This is a genomic window from Halobacteriovorax sp. RT-1-1 (assembly GCF_047085455.1).
In the GTDB taxonomy this organism is placed as follows: domain Bacteria; phylum Bdellovibrionota; class Bacteriovoracia; order Bacteriovoracales; family Bacteriovoracaceae; genus Halobacteriovorax_A.
On sequence record NZ_JBKIXZ010000001.1, the window covers coordinates 19,683 to 38,253 of the forward strand.

The window sequence follows — 18,571 nt, forward strand, 5'->3', positions numbered from 1 at the left end:
TTCATAAGTTATTGCAAATTCATTTTATACTTTGAAGGATGTTATCACTATTTCAACGAATTTAAAACTTCCTTTGCAAGACTAACTACTTTTATATCTTTCTCAATATTAATCATTTTCTCGACGCTTGGCGCCATCTTTTTCCAATTCGCTCTCTTTAATGCAGTGAGTACATTAAATTTTAGACCACTGATCTCCTGAACCGTTAACTTCTTACCTAAAGACTCATCATTTAGAGTAAGAATTTCATTTACAGTAGGGATCGCTTGATCACTCTTATATGCGATTAACGCTGTTGCTGCGGCATATCTCACAGAGAAACCAAGGTCGCTATTTAGCCTCTTAATAAATAAATCTTCTGTACCATCAACATTATGAGTAGCTAGAGTCAGAATTGTTACCTGAACCATGGCCGCGTCATTCTTCTCAATAAAGCTTTTTACGATGCTCCAATCAAACGAAATACCTTTAGGCATTTTTGATAGTGCAACCATCGCATGAAAATTAATTTCTGGATTATTTGTTTGTAGTGCATGCTCAAGAACTGGAAGTCCCCCTTCATGTCCAAGGGCACCAATGGCCACGACAATGAAGTCACGTGTTCTTGGGTCTACTGTCGTCTTATAAATATCTCTTAGGTTTGTTACTAACCAAGGGATATCTTCTTCTTTTACTGCTCCAGCAGAGATAACTTTAGAAAGCTCTAATGCTGCAATCCACTTATTACCAAAGGTTTTAGACTTCATCTCGTGGACAAGGTCTTTATAAGAGTGATCGTTAGAAAGCATCTTAGTCACACCAAAAATGATCAGTGCTCCTACTAGTACGATAGCAATAGGAACCATTAAAGAGCCCATTACCGGATTACTTTCGAGTAGTTTTTTATCTAACTTAGTGTTCTGATTTTTCTCGCTCACGAAGAAATTGCCTTATAGTAAATGTTTTATTAAATATGGGATAAGAATTAGCAAATTAGAGTATAGTTGACAATTATAAAAGGTGAAATTATGGCCTATCTACTTAGAGGACTGATCGTTATCATGGTTGCTGCAATTGGATTAACAACTTGCGTAGCACTAGGATTTATTGATGTGGGAATTAGCCACATTAAATTGGCCATTCCAGCCTATCTTTATACAATCTTCGCACAAGCATTTGTGATGTTTTATTTCATCGGTGTTTCACGCCTAGTTAATAACATCAATTTAATAGTGACTAGCGAACAAAATTTAAATGAGCTTTTTGATGAAGCACCAGGTGATTTAACTCCTTATAGAGAAAAAGTTAAAAGATATGTTCACAAAGCTGACCTTGCAAAGAGACAAACTATTCCTTGGACAATGCTAATGATCATTCTAGGAATGATTGCATTCTTTCTTGGTGGTGCTCACGATACGAATATGGTTGAAAAGACAACTCACTCTGGTGTTGCATATGGGTTCATCGCTTCAATGCTGATTGGATTTGTTAGACAATGGTGGTTCCTTGGTCAGACTCACCAATTACTTCGTGAAGTAAAGACGCTATTTAGTATTCCAGATGGGCAGATGTAGATCCTTCCGACTGTTTTCCGAATCGTCGGCCCTTGAGGCGAACCGTCGTGTATAAATACACTCCTCTCGAATAATTTTAAAGCTAAAGATTAGTGGGCTAGCACCGCAAACAATAGATTGGCCTTAGCCAATCAATTTTGCGGATGCTTTAGTATTCCAGATGGGCAGATGTAGATCCTTCCGACTGTTTTCCGAATCGTCGGCCCTTGAGGCGAACCGTCGTGTATAAATACACTCCTCTCGAATAATTTTAAAGCTAAAGATTAGGGGGCTAGCACCGCAAACAATAGATTGGCCTTAGCCAATCAATTTTGCGGATGCTTTAGTATTCCAGATGGGCAGATGTAGCTATCGCGAAGGGCTAAATTGCCTTAAGCCAAATAAACACCTTATTTTTTCCAGGTGGGTTACGACGTGTTCGTGTTCTTGATTCGTAAATAATTACGGAGTCATCCCCTTTAACTTGGGCCATAAATTCTTTCAAGTAAGATCTTGGAACATAAAGGTTGTAATAGAAACCACCAGGTACCGCTAGCCCAGGCTTTACATTATCAACTTGAGTTACTTGATAGAGGTCGAGAAGTTTACCAAGACGTTTTCTCGTATCATCAGTATCAGCGGAGTTCATCATAACACGATAAACTTTTGTGTTACCGTAACGACTATCACGATACCCACCACCTTTAATATCTTCTTCAAATGAAGACTGCTCTCTATCTGCTGACGAAATATCACGCGGAAGTGTATCAATAGAAGTTAGTACAACTTCCGATTCTACTTCATCACGTTCTTCATCTTCTAAAGTTTCCCCTAGGAAGTTTTCAGTATCATCAACATTTTCAATATCTTTAATATCTAATTCAAATTGTGCAATTTGCTCTTGATCAGCAATTGTTTCATCAGTGAACTTTAAACCTTCATTTTCCCAACGAAACTGAGGCTCGTAAACACTGATCTTATCTGATAAGTATTTTTCATAAGTTCTATTTGCAAACTCAATGGCCCACACAAGAAAAATTGCGATCCCAATGAAGGCAAAGACTTGAGCAAGGCTCTGCATTTTCGCACTTAAATTATCTCTAAGTTTTAACCTTGAGATATTAAAAGTTGTTCCACGAAAATCCTTCTCCATTTTTTTTACAAAATAAATCCACTCTTGATAGAGAGTAACTTCCATCGAAGTTAAGATTTCGTGATTATGGCTTCCTGAAAATGTCAGATCAACACCTAGTTCGGTAACGAACTTATTGGCGCTAAAATCACGATTCCTAGAAAGAATATCGTTAATTGTGAAATGCTCATTTATATAATCTTCATGTTGAGGAAAAACCTCGACAAAAAAACTACGCAGTAAAATTGAAGTATCACGCTCACTTTGGTGTAAATTTTTAGCAAGCTCTTCAATTGAAATATCTCGAGAAATAAAAACAAAACAAATAAATTTATCCCTAAGCCAAGTAAACCAAGACTCAAGTGGACCTACGTGAATATTGTCGATGATATAATAAAATCTTTTTGAAATTTCAAAAAGAGTTAAGTCTTCATCAAAGAATACATCCCAAAAACGTTCAAAATCTTCACGGTACTTTCCTTGCCAAGTAACATTTTGGATATCCAGGCAAAGCCAATCGCGAAAAGATGCATAATCATGATGAAAAAACTTTAATTCATCGTTAATATTTTTCATTTAAACTCTTTTAATTAAAATACCAATTCCTTGGCCACCACCGATACAAGCACTCGCAATTCCATACTCCTTACCTTCACTTGCAAGTTGATTTGCCAAAGTAGTCGTAATACGAGTTCCAGATGCCGCAAGAGGATGCCCTAATGCAATCGCTCCCCCCCAAATATTAACCTTATTTATATCTAGGGCAAGCTCTTTCATACAAGCAAGTGCTTGAGCTGCAAATGCTTCATTTATTTCCACAAGATCAATTTGATCAAGTTCCATCTTATTATCTGCTAAAAGTTTACGAATTGCCGGCACCGGACCAATTCCCATTATCGTAGGGTCAACACCAACGACTGCACCATCAATAATTTCAGCAATAGGCTTTAACCCATGCTCTTTAACAAAGTCTTCACTTGCCACAAGTGCAACGGCCGCACCATCAACAATACCAGAAGCAGAACCTGCAGTAACAAGTCCATCTTTTACAAAAGATGAGCGAAGTTTATTCATATCTTCAAGAGAAGCACCCTCTCTTAAATGTTCGTCTTTATTAACTGAACCTTTTCTAATTTCTACTTCACATATTTCTTTTTGAAGTTTTCCATCCTCATAAGCTGCAGTTGCACGTTGGTGTGATAAAAGTGCGAATTCATCGCAGTCCGAACGAGACACCTCATATTTTGAACCAAGATTTTCTGCAGTTATCCCCATAGGGCAACCTGCATGTTGATCAGTTAGAGCATCAAGGAGCATATCAACATTCTTCAATGATCCGTATTTCGTACCAAAACGTGAACCATAAGTTAAATGAGGAACCATCGACATATTCTCAGTTCCACCAGCAAGTACACAACTTGCTTCTTCTAATTTAATTAGACGAACAGCATCGAGAATTGCCTGAATACCCGATCCACATAGTCGATTAATAGTAATTCCAGGAGTATTTTCAGCGCAACCGGCTTTTAAAGCGAGATGCCTTCCCCCATACATAGTATCTGTTGATGAAGGAACAACATTGCCCAGGATAACCTGATCAATTAGCTCGGCCTTAACACCTGTTTCACTAAGTAGTGAATTTGTGGCAGCAACAGCTAAGTCAACTGGCTTAATATCCATTAAAGAACCACCAAATTTACCAAATGGTGTTCGTTTTCCACCTACTAAAAATACGCGACGGCCTTTATTTAAGGACATATTTGCCTCCATTCACTTACAGTTAAATACTTACTAAAATATATTAGGACGCTTTTATGTCCTAGTCAAAGAAGAGTAATTTATGTCAACAGAAATCAATCGCCAACAGCTAGAGAGATTCAAACAGCAAGAGTACAAGCGACACTCCTATCAACTAAAGAAGGCAAAGCTTGAGAACTCTCAGGAGTATCAGAAGACTGAGAAAAAGCATCTTGCAGACCTAAAAAGACTCAACAAACACTATGAAACAGAAATTAAAAGTGTTGAAAACAGTACAGAACTTAAGTTAAAGCAAATTAGAGACAAGCAAACTGAACTTGTTAAAGAAGAACATGGTCGCATGGAGCTTGAGCTTGAAAATATGAAAAAGTCTCATCAGGCCAGAGTTGCAGAACTTAAAGAAACTCATGATAATCAGATCTCGCAAATGAATGAGTCCCACAAGGACACGCTTGAGCAAGCACGAGAGAAATACATGAAAGAAAAAATGAAATGGGAAGAGGCTTAATCTCCCAAAGGAAAGTAAATGGAAGCTAATAAGCAAAATGGTGGTGTATTTATAAATGGAAAGGCTCAAATTATTGAGATGCTGAAGTTTATGAATGCGGATGAAAGGGCGACTCTTTTGAAAAATATTCAAATGAGAAATCCTACACTTGCTAAAGAACTTTATGCTGAAAGTATTACTTTCGATACGATCTATGCACTAGATGAGATCGACTTAAATCAAGTAGTTAAATTTATTAAGGCACCAGTGATTGGTGTTGCACTTAAAGAATGTGAGAAATCTTTTCAAAAGAAAGTTCTTACAATTTTACCTAGAGAAGCGGCAGAAGAAGCCTACTCTTACCTAGTTAAAAATCTTGGTGCAAATGAAGCACGCGATATTCAAAGAGCAAGAAAGCGTGTCACAGATACTATTGTCGCCCTCAACAACAGAGGACGACTAAGTCTATAAATCACATTTATAATTAATTTTACGATCATCGATTTGGGGGCAGTTCTTAATATTGCCCTCAAATTCTGCCCTCAACTCTTTTGTATTTAACTGAAGATCTAATAGCTCTATCTGAAGAAGTATTCCATCCTCACTCAACTGATCAAGACATTTTGCCTTAATAGAATATTCACACTTGGCAGGGTTTATCTTAGCAAGATTAACAAGAGCATTTTTTAGTCTCTCATTTCCATTGGCCTTCTTCTCTATCCAGCTATCAATATCATCGCGAACTCCATTTGAGTTAGCATCAGCTCCACCATGCCAATCATTATTATTGCCACTACATCCTATTAAGAACGCACAAAGAAAGAATAACGATAGTCTATTCATTGATTAACTTCCTAAATTTAGCTTCTACTTCATCAGTAAAAACAAAGTCGCTACTTTTAGTTGTATCGAATATTTTATGTTCTGCTAAAATATTAATAGCACTATCAAGACGATCAATTGTTGTGTTAACAATTTTTTTAAGCCACAGTTCATTTGAGTCGATAATTTTTGAAATTTCTGTAATTGGAATTGGGACGACTTCAACATCCTCAATTGTAAAACAAGACTCATCATAAACCTTACGATTGATTCCCCCCGAAACACCTAAGAAATCACCTTTCTTATGAGTACCAGTTGGTACAAGTCTTCCACTTTGTTCTTTTACAGTTAAAAGCGTTCCTGACTTCACAAGGAAGACAAATTCAGCACTTGCACTTTCTTTAAAAAGTAGGCTTTCAATCTCAACCTTACTCGTTTCATACGCGGTAAACGTCATCGATCTCTCCTCTAAGTGCCGTACCATAACGAAGTCCATAAGTTGAAAAATGGATATTCTTCGCTTCAATCTTATTTAGAATAGTCTGTGCACAAATCGCTCCAGACTGTATTGTTTTTGATCTTTTTCCAAGAAAAGCAAATTGTTTTCCAAGAGCTTTCGAATCTACTAATTGTATTCGATCAGTACTTTCATTAAAATCAGCTAATGAAATTGAATATTCATTAATAGCTTCCGCATTATAAGAATCTTCACCAGAAAACATTAATGCTAAACTAGTAAGAGTTCCAGCAACACCAATAACATCCTGTCCAAGATAAGATTCTAGGTTAAAGCTTTCAAAAATTTCATCTATTTTATTTCTTAGTTGGCCATCTCTAATCCAGTCATCAACTCGAACTGAACCAATTGGTAAAGAAACCGTTTCAATTATTTCAAACGGCTTTGTCTTTATTAAAATTAATTCACTAGAAGCTCCACCAACATCTAAAATAAGTTGTTTTTTGGATTTCTTCTTCATCATTTCATTAATACCAAAAGCAGTATAGAAAGCCTCTCCTTCTCCAGATATAATTTCAATATCCAAATCAAGTTCAGACTTAATTCTAGAGAAAAATTCAGGTGCATTCTTAGCAACACGAGAAGCTTCTGTTGCAGTAATAATAATATTTTTGCAACCTAATCTTAGACATTCCTCTTTATACTCTTTTAAAGCTTTAAAAGTATCTTCCATTGATTTTTCTTGAAAAACACCTTCTTTATCTAAACCTCGTCCAAGTCCTGTAATTGTAGAAAACTCTTGAACAATTTCCTTTGTATCGCGATCAATAACGAGCAAAAGTGTAGAGTTCGATCCGATATCGACCGAAGCAATTAAGTTTTTAGTCATTTTTAAAAATACCCTTAAATAATTTTTTAATTTTGCCTTTATTTTTTTGAAGGACTTTATCTGATTCTTTCTTTAATAAATTTTTTGCGGCACTCTTTGCTAACTCTTCGAGAGTATATTTATAGTCAGTATTTAGCGCATACCCAATACCTTCTAATCGGAAAGGAATTTTAGCTGTTCCATAGTCTCTATTCAGATCATGCTTTAATTCTTCTTCATTAACAACAACCGCTCCAAGTAATTCACCTGGGGCCTTGAAATCAATTTTCCCATTGCCTTCTAAAGCATATTTTCCTTCATCTAAAATAACCTTATAACTTTTAAATTGATGATAGCGATCGTCTAGGCGTCCATTGAAAGATACCTCATTAATGTCACCGTTAATTGTAATATCTTTACTCGCTAACTTATCAAGCTTCTGAAATAAGTTTCCAACGACCTTACCTAAGTTTATTTTATGCAGCTTAGCTTCTTTGATATTTAAAGCGACATTGAAGTCATACTCTTTACCAATCATTTTACCATCTAAATTACCCGACGCTTTACCTTCAACTGATTTAACAATACCTTTTGGAATAAAAAGAGCAGCGCTTACAATATCAACGTCAGTGAATGAAGCTTTTAGCTCAGTCGTTTTTCCCTTTTTATGAATCTCAGATTCAAGGTTCAGATTCAAAGGAGCAGTTCCAAGTTTAAGCCTATTTGTAGAAATACTTAATTTCTTTCTATTTACACTTATACCTAACTGACCATTAATCGGTGATTCACCTAAAATAACATTCGAGAATTTAATCTTTGATTTTACAGGATAGTTTGAAAATACCTCACCACTTGTACTAGAAATATCAATATCAGTATTCTCATCTTTTACTTCGACATCTCGAACCGTTTTATGTTCCGGCATCTTTTCTTTAATTTCTGTCGGAATTTGAATATCTTGTAAATGTAAATTCACTGTAGAAGTTTTTAAATAATCGAAACGGTCAACTCCTAAAACAAAAGGTGTAGACTGACCTACTTTTACAATACCTTCCAATAACTTCAATTCAATTGCAGATCTGATTTGCTTGCTATTGAGATTATTTTTCACATTAACATTTACAGGAATTCCAAGTGCAACGAGATTACTATCAACTGTTGTTGTAAGACTTGGGAATAGCTTCTCATTTTTCGAAGTGATACTTCCCTCAACTCTCAGATTTCCATCTTTAATTTTAACGCCATAATCTGCAACGTTTACAAAATAAGAAACAATATTTTCAAGATTACTTTCTAAATTTATATTATGTAACTTTAATATTCCCTTTTCTAAGTCGTAGTCTAATTTCGACTTCATGAACTGATGTTCTTCCAGAGCAACCACAACCTTTGAAGACATCAATTTCTTTTCAATATCACCGTCCATTTTTACAGAGAATTTTTTTAATGGCTTAACAATTAAATTCGACTTTATATTATTAATATCAACTTCGGCATTAAAGTTCAGTTTTTTCTCTTCTAACCATCTATCTAGTACCGTCTCTCCAATAATGAGAAGGTCAAATGATGTTTCATTTGTTTTTCCTTTAGAAAGAATGAAGTGAGACTTAAGTTCAAAAACAGAAGTTGTATTAAAACCAATATCTCTTAAAGCAAGTTTTTCAATTTTTACTTCACCAAAACCACTATCTCTTAATGCATAATTTGCATTAATATTTGTTACGTTAAAGTTTAGTGAGGCGTCAGAGAAAAAACTTAAGACGGCCAGACCAGGGCCATTATCTTCACTTTCTTCTTTTTTCTTGATTGATTTTTTATCTTCCTGCTCAAAGCTTACAACTGCTTTTGAGGCAAAAGAGTTTTCCCAATTTGATCCCTTCTTAAATTCTATATAGCTAACTTTAGGATTATCAATATTAACAGAAATTGTTCCGTAACCCATTAACATCGTCCAAAATGGAATCTCTATTTGAAGATTTTCAAATGAGCATAGAGGTAGTTTTCTTCCACCATGAGGATAGAGAATATCAACTCCTCTAATATTCACTTTAGAGTTAAGGCCTAGGGAATAGTCTAGAGACTGCGTTAAAACTTCCGCATTAGGTAATGTTTTTTGCAGCTGTGTTGTAAAGGCTTGTCTAATTGCATCTGGTTTTAAGTTTCGTTTAGCAACAATTAAAATAATTGCAGAAAAAACAATTAGAAACGCTAAAAATAAAAAAATTATTTTTAATGGTGACTTAGTTTTCACATACCCTCCAATGGTATTTTAGATTAAAGTCAGTGGCGCAAACTTTGCCATAAATTTCTTTTGTGCACCGTCATTAAATTTAATCGTTACCTTTTCATCTCCTGAAGGTCCGATACATTCTAAAACCGTTCCTTCTCCATAAAGAGAGTGAACAATCCTTGAACCCTTAGGATAAGTTACTTTTTTTGCACTTATACTTGGCGATTTTTCAACTCGGTAAACTGGTTCATCATCGTAAACTGGATCGCATAGATCGTCCCAATCATCATCCATTGATTGTTGGCGTCCACCACCTAGCTTTTTCCATATATAAAATTTATTCGGTATTTCTTGGATAAATCGACTAAAGCCATTAAAGCGTAGCTGACCAAATAACATTCGACCTTGGGCAAATGTAATATAAAGTCTCTTCATCGCTCTTGTCATCGCAACGTAGAAAAGTCGACGCTCCTCCTCTATTGCTGTTTCTCCATTTTCAATCGATTGATAACTTGGAAAAACAGTCTCTTCAACTCCTGTCACAAAGACATATTCAAACTCAAGCCCTTTTGCTCCGTGAATCGTCATTAAAGAAACTTCGCCTTGATTCTCTTCTTCTTGTCCAATTGCTGAGTTATCAAGAGTTATCGTTTCTAGAAATGCTCCGAAACGTCCGTTAGGGTTCTGATCTTCAAATTGTGTAAATGCACTTCCAAGCTCTTCAAGGTTTTCCATTCGAGCTTGAGACTCATAGTCCTTTGCAGCTCGAAGCATTTCCCAATAGCCAGATTCATAAAGGAGCTTTTCGTAAACGGTCTCTAATGCTTCCCCCTCATCATGAGCTACTTTAGCTTCAGTAATGAGATGTACAAATTGAGACAGTGAAGACTTAACTCGAGACGAAAGTCTTATATGTTTAAAATCTTCTGGGTTATCCACAACTCTATTCACAACTTCCCAAAGAGAACTATCTGACTTAATCGCCTCCTCTTCAATCTTTCTTAAAGTTGTGGCACCAATTCCACGAGTTGGTACATTGATAATTCGACTTAATGCTAGCGAGTCCTTGTCATTAACAAGAAGTCTAATATAAGCAATTAGATCTTTAATTTCTTTTCTTTCGTAAAACTTAATCCCACCAACAACTCGATATGGGATATTTGATTTTCTAAGTGCATCTTCAATTTGTCTCGACTGAGAATTCGTTCGATAGAAGACGGCCATTTCATCGTAATTGACACCATCTTCACTATGATGATGGATTAATTGTTCTGCGACAAAGTCAGATTCTTCTCTATCACTAGAGCACTCAACGATCTCAATTGATTCACCTTCTGGATTATCAGTCCACATACTCTTGCCTTTACGCTGAGTATTTCGTGCAATTACAGCTCCTGCTGCTTCAATAATATTTTTAGAAGAACGGTAATTTTGCTCCAACTTTAAAATTTGAGCATCACTATAAACTTCTTCAAAGTCTAAGATATTTCGAATATCCGCTCCACGCCAAGAATAGATCGATTGATCTTCATCCCCAACAACACAAATATTTCTTCTTTTCTTTGCTAGTTTTGTGACTAGGTCGAATTGGGCACGGTTCGTATCCTGATACTCGTCGACAAGAATATAACGAAAACGCTCTTGATATCTTTCGAGTACTTCTGGAAATTTTTCAAATAATTGAATAACACCAGAAATAAGGCCACCGAAGTCAGTGGCGTTAGCTTTGTGCAGCTCTTTTTCGTACTCGAGATACATATCGTAGAAAATATCATCACTTTCTACTTCATAATCTTTATCTGAAATATCACGATCAGGATAATGACCGTGATTTTTTAGGTCTTCAATAAAATATAAAACTTCAAATGGAGAAGTTTCTTTTTGTGAAATTCCACGTCGATTTAAGATCGCTTTAACAACACTTTTTTGCTCACTAGTATCATAAATCGTAAAATTTCTACTAAGGCCTAAGTAATTTGCCTCAGACCTTAGCATCTTTGCACAAAAAGAGTGGAAAGTAGTAACTTGAAGAGCACCAACATCACAACTTACATCACGTCCGACACGATCTCGCATTTCTTTAGCGGCTTTATTTGAGAAAGTAAGTGCCAATAGTTGAAATGGAGAAATATTCTTCTCTTCTAAAAGATACGCAATCTTTGTAACAAGAGTTCTCGTTTTTCCAGATCCTGCACCAGCAAGGATCATCATTGGTCCATCAATCTCTTTAACGGCTTGACGTTGTTGAATATTGAGGTGGTCTAACTTCATTAAAATTCCTATTTACTCTTTTCTTTTTATTCAACAGTAACTGACTTTGCCAGGTTTCTTGGCTTATCAATATCTGTCCCTAAATTCTTCGCAATATAATAAGCAAGAAGTTGGTTTACTACGTTTACGTAAAGTGGTGCCAAGTCTCCAAGCCCGTCAAAGTCTAATTCAATATAGTGATCAGAGATCTCTCTTAAATCTTCCTTACCTTTTGGACCAATTGAAACAATAAGACCTTTACGTGCCTTAATTTCTTGAATATTCGAAACTGTTTTTTCAAATAAATCTTCACCGACTAGGGCAACGTTAACTTTCTCTTCATCAATAAGAGCAATTGGACCATGCTTTAACTCACCTGAAGCATAACCTTCGGCGTGAACGTAAGCGATTTCTTTGAGCTTTAGTGCTCCTTCTAGGGCAATTGGAAAATATGCTCCACGACCAGTATAGAAGAAACCTTTATACTTATAAATTGCATCAGCAACATCTTTAATTGGTTTTGTATTATCTAAAAGTTGCTCAACTCTTTCAGCAAGAAGACTATAGCGTGAAGAAAGAGAGTTTCTTAAATCATCAGACATACCACCATTAGAAATAACTTCTGAAAGAGTCTTTCCAGTTAATACTTGTTGAGTAAATGCCTTTGTTGAAGCAACACCAATCTCAACACCTGCGCGAATCATAAGATTCACATCACAGTCACGATAAAGAGTAGATCCTTCAGTGTTTACAATTGAAAGTGATTTCATTCCTTTCTCTTTACACATCGTTTGCGCAGCTAAAGTATCTGCTGTTTCACCAGACTGAGAGATGAACATTGCTAGTTCATTTTGACTAAGAATTGGATTGCGGTAGCGGAACTCACTTGCAACTTCTGTAAAACATCTAATGCGATTATTTGATTCGAAGTAATCTTTAATTACAAGACCAGCATAGTAAGCAGTACCACAAGCTGTAATACTAATTGCATCCATTGGTAGTTTAATTGCTGACTCTAAACTCTCTTTTCCTTCACCTTGAAAGTAATATTGAGTTAGAGAACGAATTAACTCAGGCTGTTCGTGAATTTCTTTAAGCATATAGTGCTCAAAATCACCTTTAGATGCAGGATCGTGATCGATCGTTTGCTCTTTTGACATATAACGATGAGTCTTAGATCCATCAAGCTCATAAAAATTTAATAGCTGATTATTTTTTACACTTAGGTGACAAAGAACATTATCTTCAGGGAAGTAAATTCGAGTGGCCATACCAGCAAGAGCATATGGATCACTTGAAACAAATACTTCAGAATTTACTTCATTACTTCCACATACTAATGGAGCACCTTTTTTAATTGCAAAGATTTCATCTGTTTCACGATTTAATACAACAAATGCAGAAAATCCTTCAATTCTTTCAAATGATTTAATTACGGCTTCTTTGATTGGAGTACCTTGGCGCTTATGAAAAATTAAAAGCCCAAGAAATGTTTCCGAGTCAGTTTCTGATTCAAAGTAAATTCCATGCCCTTTTAACTCATTTCTAATTTCATTGGCATTTTCAATGATTCCATTGTGAACCATTGCAATTCCATCTTTAGTCGAAACGTGTGGGTGCGCATTGTAATCTGTTACACCACCGTGAGTGGCCCAACGAGTGTGCCCAATACAAGATCTTGCATGAATATCTTTACCTTCAAGCTCAGCTTCAAGGTTTCCAATTTTTCCTTCTTTTTTATAAACGAGAAGCTCATCATTTTTGCTGATGAAACTAACTCCAGCTGAATCGTACCCACGGTACTCTAATCTTCTAAGTCCTTCTAGAACAACGTCAACTGAATTTGATGGCCCAAGATGCCCAACAATTCCGCACATAGTCACTTCCTTATATGTTTAAAAAATACTAATTAAAGAAAGATACCATTATGCGGGCGAAAATAAAATTTTTGCAGGCTTATTTGTCGCTTTTTTTCCTAATGAAACGCCTTGCCATGCCTTCTTTCGTCTCTTGACGCCCTCTGGCAATTGCAAATGATCCATCTGGCATACTTTTGCTAATTGTTGAACCTGATGCTACATAGCATTCTTTACCAATCTTAATAGGTGCAATCATTTGTGAATCAGATCCAATAAAAGATCCATCACCAATAATTGTTTTGTGCTTATTGGCCCCGTCGTAATTACAAGTAATGAAGCCACAACCAATATTTACATTGTCGCCAATTTCAGCATCTCCTGCATAGCTTAAGTGTGAAACAGCTGACTTTTTACCAATCTTAGATTTTTTTATTTCGACAAAGTTTCCAATTTTTGCACCTTCACCAATATCACTTCCTGGACGAAGCTGCGCCATCGGTCCAATTGAAGCACCTTTAGAAACTTTTGAATCTGTAATATATGAATTGGCCTTAATAATGGCACCATCTTCAATAATTGAATTCTTAATTGTTACACCTTGCTCAATCACAACATTTTTTCCAATCACTGTTTTGTCATCGATGAATGCATTTTGATAAAGGTGTGTTCCTTGACCAATATTCTTTGAATAGCAATAAGTATGTGATGGATCTGTAAAGCGAACTCCAGCTTCTAACATTAGGTAACCTGCAATCGCACGTCTTAGATAGATATCTGCATCGGCCAATTGAATAAGATTATTAACGCCTAAAAACTCACGAGCGTCTTCAAAAAGAAGTGGTGTTACATTTGCTTCAGGGTTAAAGGTATCTGTAAGGTAAAACTCACCTGACTTATTATTATCAGAAAGATTGAATACATGATCCATTAAATAAAGTGTTTTAAAAATATAAAGACCCGAGTTAACTTCTGTCACAAGTCTTTGCTCTTCAGTTGCATCTTTTTCTTCAACAATCTGAAAGCCTGTCCCCTTACGAATAATTCTTCCGTAACCTGTAGGATTACTTGCTGAAAAAGTTGCACAAACTGCATTTGAACCTTTCTCAATCTCTTCAATGAGAGCGTTAATTGTTTCTTTTGTAATTAATGGTGTATCTGCACATGTCACAATTGTATAATCATAGCCACGAGAGTTTTCAAAATCCTTCAAATAAGTCTGAACGGCATGCCCTGTCCCTAATTGCTCTTTTTGATAAACGTAATTTATACCTGTAAAGCGTTCATTAACATGTTCTTCAACAAGTTCACGTTGATGACCAGTAACTAAAGTGATATCTCCAAAATCTTTAAATGTTTCGATGACATAATCGACTAAAGTATTTTGGTGTAAAGGTGCAAGAGGTTTTGGAATATCCATTTTAAGTCTTGTTCCCTTACCTGCAGCTAATACAACTACCGCAACTTTCTTCGTTGTCTTCTGTGACATATAAAAACTCCTAATAACCGACTATATCGGTCTCTTTTCACTCTATGCGATTACAACACATTAACTAAATCATAGCAAAAAAATCAGTTAAAAAACTCAAAAAAATCACGCATTTTCGCTCTTTTTATTAAAGAGTTTTTTTTATTGCCCGATGTTAATTAAGAACAAATTGCCTATATTGCGCCGACCTGTTGGAGGAAAGATTTATGGTTACAAATTACGAGGGTGAGAACATTGAGTTTAAGGAAGAATTGGCCCTCTTACCAATCCGAGACTTAGTTATTTATCCATTTATGATTTTACCTCTATTTGTTGGTAGAGAAGCATCAATCAAAGCTATTGACCACGCTATTAATCATTCAGATCGTCTGATTCTACTTTCGAGTCAGAAAGATATTGTTGCGGAACATCCTGCACCAGAAGAGATTTATGAACTTGGTACTGTTGCCATGATCATGAGAATGAGAAAACTTCCTGATGGAAGAATCAAAATTCTAGTTCAAGGTTTATCAAAAGCTAGAATTACTTCATTTGAACAACAATCACCTTTCTATATTACTAAAGTTGAAAAGGTTGAAGATATTACGACTGATAGCTCTAATATTGCAACGACTGCACTAATGAGAACTATTAAAGAACAACTTGAAAAAGTTATTCAACTCGGAAAAGTTCTTTCTCCAGATATCTTAATGGTTCTAGAAGATATTACAGATGCCTCAAGACTAGCGGATTTAATTGCATCAAACTTAAATCTACACGTTTCTGAAGCACAAACAATTCTTGAAACATTAGATCCAGTTGATCGCCTACACGCAATCAATGATATTCTAAATCGTGAATTAGAAATCCTAATGATGCAACAGAAGATGAAGACAAACTCTTCAACTGAAAGTGCAAATCAAAGAGATGTATTCCTTAAGGAACAGATCAAGGCAATTAAATCAGAACTTGGTGATGGTTCTTCAGAGCAAGATGAATTCGCAGAATTCAAGAAAAGAGTTGAAGAAGCAGGTATGCCAGAAGAAGTTCTTAAAGAAACGACAAAGCAACTTGCACGTCTAGAGAAGATGCACCCAGATTCATCTGAAGCAAGCATCATGAGAAATTATATTGAGTGGATGTGTGACCTTCCATGGAGTAAAAAATCTGAAGAGCATATTGATCTTGACTCAGCTCTTGAGATTCTTGATGAAGATCACTTTGAACTTACTCAAATCAAAGAAAGAATTCTTGAGCACCTAGCAGTTAGACAACTTAAGGGTGATGATATGAAAGGACCAATCCTATGTTTCCAAGGTCCTCCTGGTGTTGGTAAAACTTCACTTGGGAAGTCAATTGCTCGTGCTACGGGAAGAGAGTTTGTAAGAATTTCTCTTGGTGGTGTTAAAGATGAAGCAGAGATTAGAGGTCATAGAAGAACATATGTTGGAGCAATGCCAGGTCGTTTTATCCAAGCGATGAAGCAAGCAAAAACAAACAACCCAGTTGTTCTACTTGACGAAATCGACAAGCTATCTGGTGACTACAAAGGTGATCCATCTGCAGCTCTACTTGAAGTACTTGATCCTGAACAAAATGTAGAGTTTAGAGATCACTACCTAAACGTACCATTTGATCTTTCAAACTGTATGTTTATTGCGACTTCAAATATGCTTGAAAATATTCCAGGTCCATTAAGAGATCGTATGGAAGTAATCAATCTATCTGGTTACACAAGAGAAGAAAAAGTTGAAATCTCTAAGAGATATATCATTCCAAAGCAAATGGATGAAAATGGTATCAATGATGAGCACGTAGTATTTACTGATGAAGGTGTTGAGAGTGTTATCGAGCACTACACATCTGAAGCGGGCCTTCGTAATCTAGAAAGAAGAATCGGTACACTATGTCGTAAAGTTGCAATGAAAATTGCAAAAGGCGATATGGGAAAAACACACATCGTGAAAGATACTGTTGTTAAATACCTTGGTCCACCAATCTTCGTAAAAGAAGATCACAAAGATGAGGATGAAGTTGGAGTGTCAACTGGTCTAGCTTGGACATCTCATGGTGGTGAAGTTCTATACATCGAAACTACAAAGATGAAAGGACAAGGACTAACTCTTACAGGTCAACTTGGTGACGTAATGAAAGAGTCTGCAAAAACAGCAATTAACTACATCAGATCACGTGCACTTTACATGGGAATTGATGAAGATATTTTTGAAAACCACGAGTTTCACGTACACTTACCAGCTGGTGCCACTCCAAAAGATGGACCTTCTGCAGGTATCACGCTAGCAACTGCCCTAGTATCAAATTGTACAGGCGTTCCAGTAAGCCGTGATGTTGCAATGACTGGTGAGATTACTTTAACAGGTAAAGTTCTTCCAATTGGTGGACTAAAAGAAAAAGCATTAGCTGCTCTTAGAATGGGTATCTCAACAGTTGTTATCCCATGGGGCAACAAGAAAGATCTTGTTGATATCCCTGAAAACCTAAGAGAACAGATTAATTTTGTTCCTGTTAAAACAATTGATGAAGTTCTTGATATCGCTCTAGTAGATTGGGCAGGTTACAAGAAAGAAGTTCAAATGAAAAAAGTGGACGAAAAACATCAAGAAAAAAGAAAAGCAGGCGTTGCCGCTTAAATAATGAGGGCCAACAAGGCCCTCTTTTTTTTTATCCAACATTAACTTAAAATGGAATGTATATGGGAAAAGAAGAAATGAAAGTAATGATTGTTGATGACTCTGAGATCTCTAGAACTTCTGTTAAAGATATTTTAGAGCAAGAAGGATATGAGGTCGTTGGCTGTGTTGGAAATGCACAGGAAGCGCTAAAACTATCTTTTGACGTTTCGCCAACTCTATTTATCATTGATGTTATTATGCCTGAAATTAGTGGCCTAGAACTAGCTGAATCAGTAGCAAATAACTTCCCTAATGCAAAAATTATGATGATGTCTTCACTTGATATTGAATCTGTTTGTATTGAAGCGATTTCATCTGGAGCGCAAGACTTCTTAGTAAAGCCATTTAAGCGTGAAGATCTACTTAGAGCAGTTGACAAGTTGACTCACGACATAGCATCAGAAAAAGCGAGTTAATTTAATGTTTAGGTTTTTAATTTATTTCACAATTAGTTTTCTTATTTTAGCTTTTCCAGTTTCTAAAAGTTCAACAGTATTTGATAGTGTAAATAAACCTTTGAAGCCTTATACTCAAAAAGTTTACTCAACGATAGCTTTTTACCTAAGTACTAGCCTTAGTGAAGGTAAAGAAATAACTGTAAAGCTATTCAATAATACTGCAAAAAAAGTGGATTATGTTAAACGAGAATCTTCTGGGTTTGCGAAGCCTGTCGCAAAGAAAGCTCAGGACCTCGACGCTCTCGATGACTATCAACATGGTGAGTACACTGTTGAAGAACGTGAGGCCCTTTTAAAAGTATTACGAGAAAGTGAATAGATTATTGATTGATCGACTTTGACTCAGTCTCTCTTTCAACTGTCCCACCAGAACTCGCAATTAACTCATCAATTTCTTGCATTTTTTGTTTGAGGTTTAGTCCCCTCGTTTCACAAATAGAATCATCAGATGTATTAGTCGATGCTTCTTTTACTCCGGCAAACACCTGAGCTGATAGTAGTGTTAGTACAGATAATAAAAATAACTTTTTCATAATACTTCTCCTTTTGTAGTCACTATA

Annotated in this window: 17 protein-coding genes; 6 read left to right on the top strand and 11 right to left on the bottom strand. The window is 36.0% G+C overall.

All coding sequences use genetic code 11. The features are described 5' to 3' along the window. Window positions 1–47 precede the first annotated feature (47 nt). Entirely contained in the window at window positions 48–917 is an 870-nt protein-coding gene (locus ACMAWV_RS00115) for a HEAT repeat domain-containing protein (RefSeq protein WP_412470529.1), read from the bottom strand. 90 nt (window positions 918–1,007) lie between these two features. On the opposite strand from ACMAWV_RS00115, the gene ACMAWV_RS00120 reads away from it, so the two are divergent. Then, the gene (locus tag ACMAWV_RS00120) at window positions 1,008–1,553 is read left to right on the top strand and encodes a hypothetical protein (protein ID WP_103218401.1); all 546 of its coding nucleotides are present in this window, start codon (window positions 1,008–1,010) and stop codon (window positions 1,551–1,553) included. Between the two features lie 361 nt (window positions 1,554–1,914). Here the strand turns inward: ACMAWV_RS00120 and ACMAWV_RS00125 are convergent, their stop codons facing one another. Both ACMAWV_RS00125 and ACMAWV_RS00130 read right to left on the bottom strand, forming a co-directional pair. Beyond that, window positions 1,915–3,240, bottom strand: coding sequence for a hypothetical protein (locus tag ACMAWV_RS00125; protein ID WP_412470416.1), 1,326 nt, complete (start codon window positions 3,238–3,240; stop codon window positions 1,915–1,917). Further along, on the bottom strand, window positions 3,241–4,422 hold the full coding sequence (locus ACMAWV_RS00130) for a thiolase family protein (protein WP_392993708.1): 1,182 nt from the start codon (window positions 4,420–4,422) through the stop codon (window positions 3,241–3,243). Between the two features lie 82 nt (window positions 4,423–4,504). On the opposite strand from ACMAWV_RS00130, the gene ACMAWV_RS00135 reads away from it, so the two are divergent. Further along, entirely contained in the window at window positions 4,505–4,930 is a 426-nt protein-coding gene (locus tag ACMAWV_RS00135; RefSeq protein WP_103218404.1) for a hypothetical protein, read from the top strand. An 18-nt stretch (window positions 4,931–4,948) separates the two neighbouring features. Then, window positions 4,949–5,380: a FliG C-terminal domain-containing protein gene (locus ACMAWV_RS00140; protein WP_103218405.1), complete on the top strand. Its 432-nt coding sequence runs from the start codon at window positions 4,949–4,951 to the stop codon at window positions 5,378–5,380. Here the strand turns inward: ACMAWV_RS00140 and ACMAWV_RS00145 are convergent. The 7 genes from ACMAWV_RS00145 to glmU all read right to left on the bottom strand — a co-directional run bounded on the left by ACMAWV_RS00145 (window position 5,375) and on the right by glmU (window position 14,881). Then, window positions 5,375–5,752 (bottom strand): hypothetical protein, encoded by a 378-nt coding sequence (locus tag ACMAWV_RS00145; RefSeq protein WP_103218406.1) that lies wholly within the window; start codon window positions 5,750–5,752, stop codon window positions 5,375–5,377. The two genes, ACMAWV_RS00140 and ACMAWV_RS00145, sit on opposite strands and share 6 nt — an antisense overlap. Beyond that, window positions 5,745–6,188, bottom strand: coding sequence for a cyclic nucleotide-binding domain-containing protein (locus ACMAWV_RS00150; RefSeq protein ID WP_158246901.1), 444 nt, complete (start codon window positions 6,186–6,188; stop codon window positions 5,745–5,747). The genes ACMAWV_RS00145 and ACMAWV_RS00150 overlap by 8 nt, the downstream gene beginning before the upstream one ends. Then, window positions 6,169–7,077, bottom strand: coding sequence for a hypothetical protein (locus ACMAWV_RS00155; RefSeq protein WP_412463572.1), 909 nt, complete (start codon window positions 7,075–7,077; stop codon window positions 6,169–6,171). The genes ACMAWV_RS00150 and ACMAWV_RS00155 overlap by 20 nt, the downstream gene beginning before the upstream one ends. Then, window positions 7,070–9,307, bottom strand: a complete 2,238-nt coding sequence (locus ACMAWV_RS00160) for a hypothetical protein (protein WP_412470417.1) — start codon at window positions 9,305–9,307, stop codon at window positions 7,070–7,072. The genes ACMAWV_RS00155 and ACMAWV_RS00160 overlap by 8 nt, the downstream gene beginning before the upstream one ends. An 18-nt stretch (window positions 9,308–9,325) precedes the next feature. Next, window positions 9,326–11,557, bottom strand: coding sequence for an ATP-dependent helicase (locus tag ACMAWV_RS00165; RefSeq protein WP_103218410.1), 2,232 nt, complete (start codon window positions 11,555–11,557; stop codon window positions 9,326–9,328). A gap of 26 nt (window positions 11,558–11,583) precedes the next feature. Beyond that, a complete protein-coding gene (gene glmS, locus ACMAWV_RS00170) occupies window positions 11,584–13,413 on the bottom strand; it encodes a glutamine--fructose-6-phosphate transaminase (isomerizing) (RefSeq protein ID WP_412470418.1) in 1,830 nt (609 codons plus the stop codon). Window positions 13,414–13,492: 79 nt separating this feature from the next. Next, window positions 13,493–14,881 (bottom strand): bifunctional UDP-N-acetylglucosamine diphosphorylase/glucosamine-1-phosphate N-acetyltransferase GlmU, encoded by a 1,389-nt coding sequence (gene glmU, locus ACMAWV_RS00175; RefSeq protein WP_412470419.1) that lies wholly within the window; start codon window positions 14,879–14,881, stop codon window positions 13,493–13,495. Window positions 14,882–15,087: 206 nt separating this feature from the next. On the opposite strand from glmU, the gene lon reads away from it, so the two are divergent. From lon to ACMAWV_RS00190, 3 genes are all read left to right on the top strand, one after another. Beyond that, entirely contained in the window at window positions 15,088–17,511 is a 2,424-nt protein-coding gene (lon, locus tag ACMAWV_RS00180) for an endopeptidase La (protein WP_103218413.1), read from the top strand. A gap of 62 nt (window positions 17,512–17,573) precedes the next feature. Next, entirely contained in the window at window positions 17,574–17,969 is a 396-nt protein-coding gene (locus tag ACMAWV_RS00185) for a response regulator (protein WP_158246902.1), read from the top strand. 4 nt (window positions 17,970–17,973) lie between these two features. Then, complete coding sequence (locus tag ACMAWV_RS00190) at window positions 17,974–18,330, top strand: hypothetical protein (protein ID WP_103218415.1); 357 nt, start codon at window positions 17,974–17,976, stop codon at window positions 18,328–18,330. Window position 18,331: 1 nt separating this feature from the next. Here the strand turns inward: ACMAWV_RS00190 and ACMAWV_RS00195 are convergent, their stop codons facing one another. Beyond that, the gene (locus tag ACMAWV_RS00195; RefSeq protein WP_103218416.1) at window positions 18,332–18,544 is read right to left on the bottom strand and encodes a hypothetical protein; all 213 of its coding nucleotides are present in this window, start codon (window positions 18,542–18,544) and stop codon (window positions 18,332–18,334) included. Between the last annotated feature and the right edge of the window lie 27 nt (window positions 18,545–18,571).

Bases quoted from the DNA above. Each gene is read 5' to 3' on its own strand.
- ACMAWV_RS00120 (WP_103218401.1), top strand. From the start codon at position 1,008: ATGGCCTATCTACTTAGAGGACTGATCGTTATCATGGTTGCTGCAATT.
- ACMAWV_RS00125 (WP_412470416.1), bottom strand. From the start codon at position 3,240: ATGAAAAATATTAACGATGAATTAAAGTTTTTTCATCATGATTATGCA.
- ACMAWV_RS00165 (WP_103218410.1), bottom strand. From the start codon at position 11,557: ATGAAGTTAGACCACCTCAATATTCAACAACGTCAAGCCGTTAAAGAG.
- ACMAWV_RS00150 (WP_158246901.1), bottom strand. From the start codon at position 6,188: ATGACGTTTACCGCGTATGAAACGAGTAAGGTTGAGATTGAAAGCCTA.
- ACMAWV_RS00155 (WP_412463572.1), bottom strand. From the start codon at position 7,077: ATGACTAAAAACTTAATTGCTTCGGTCGATATCGGATCGAACTCTACA.
- lon (WP_103218413.1), top strand. From the start codon at position 15,088: ATGGTTACAAATTACGAGGGTGAGAACATTGAGTTTAAGGAAGAATTG.
- ACMAWV_RS00195 (WP_103218416.1), bottom strand. From the start codon at position 18,544: ATGAAAAAGTTATTTTTATTATCTGTACTAACACTACTATCAGCTCAG.
- ACMAWV_RS00190 (WP_103218415.1), top strand. From the start codon at position 17,974: ATGTTTAGGTTTTTAATTTATTTCACAATTAGTTTTCTTATTTTAGCT.
- ACMAWV_RS00185 (WP_158246902.1), top strand. From the start codon at position 17,574: ATGGGAAAAGAAGAAATGAAAGTAATGATTGTTGATGACTCTGAGATC.
- glmS (WP_412470418.1), bottom strand. From the start codon at position 13,413: ATGTGCGGAATTGTTGGGCATCTTGGGCCATCAAATTCAGTTGACGTT.
- ACMAWV_RS00145 (WP_103218406.1), bottom strand. From the start codon at position 5,752: ATGAATAGACTATCGTTATTCTTTCTTTGTGCGTTCTTAATAGGATGT.
- glmU (WP_412470419.1), bottom strand. From the start codon at position 14,881: ATGTCACAGAAGACAACGAAGAAAGTTGCGGTAGTTGTATTAGCTGCA.
- ACMAWV_RS00135 (WP_103218404.1), top strand. From the start codon at position 4,505: ATGTCAACAGAAATCAATCGCCAACAGCTAGAGAGATTCAAACAGCAA.
- ACMAWV_RS00130 (WP_392993708.1), bottom strand. From the start codon at position 4,422: ATGTCCTTAAATAAAGGCCGTCGCGTATTTTTAGTAGGTGGAAAACGA.
- ACMAWV_RS00140 (WP_103218405.1), top strand. From the start codon at position 4,949: ATGGAAGCTAATAAGCAAAATGGTGGTGTATTTATAAATGGAAAGGCT.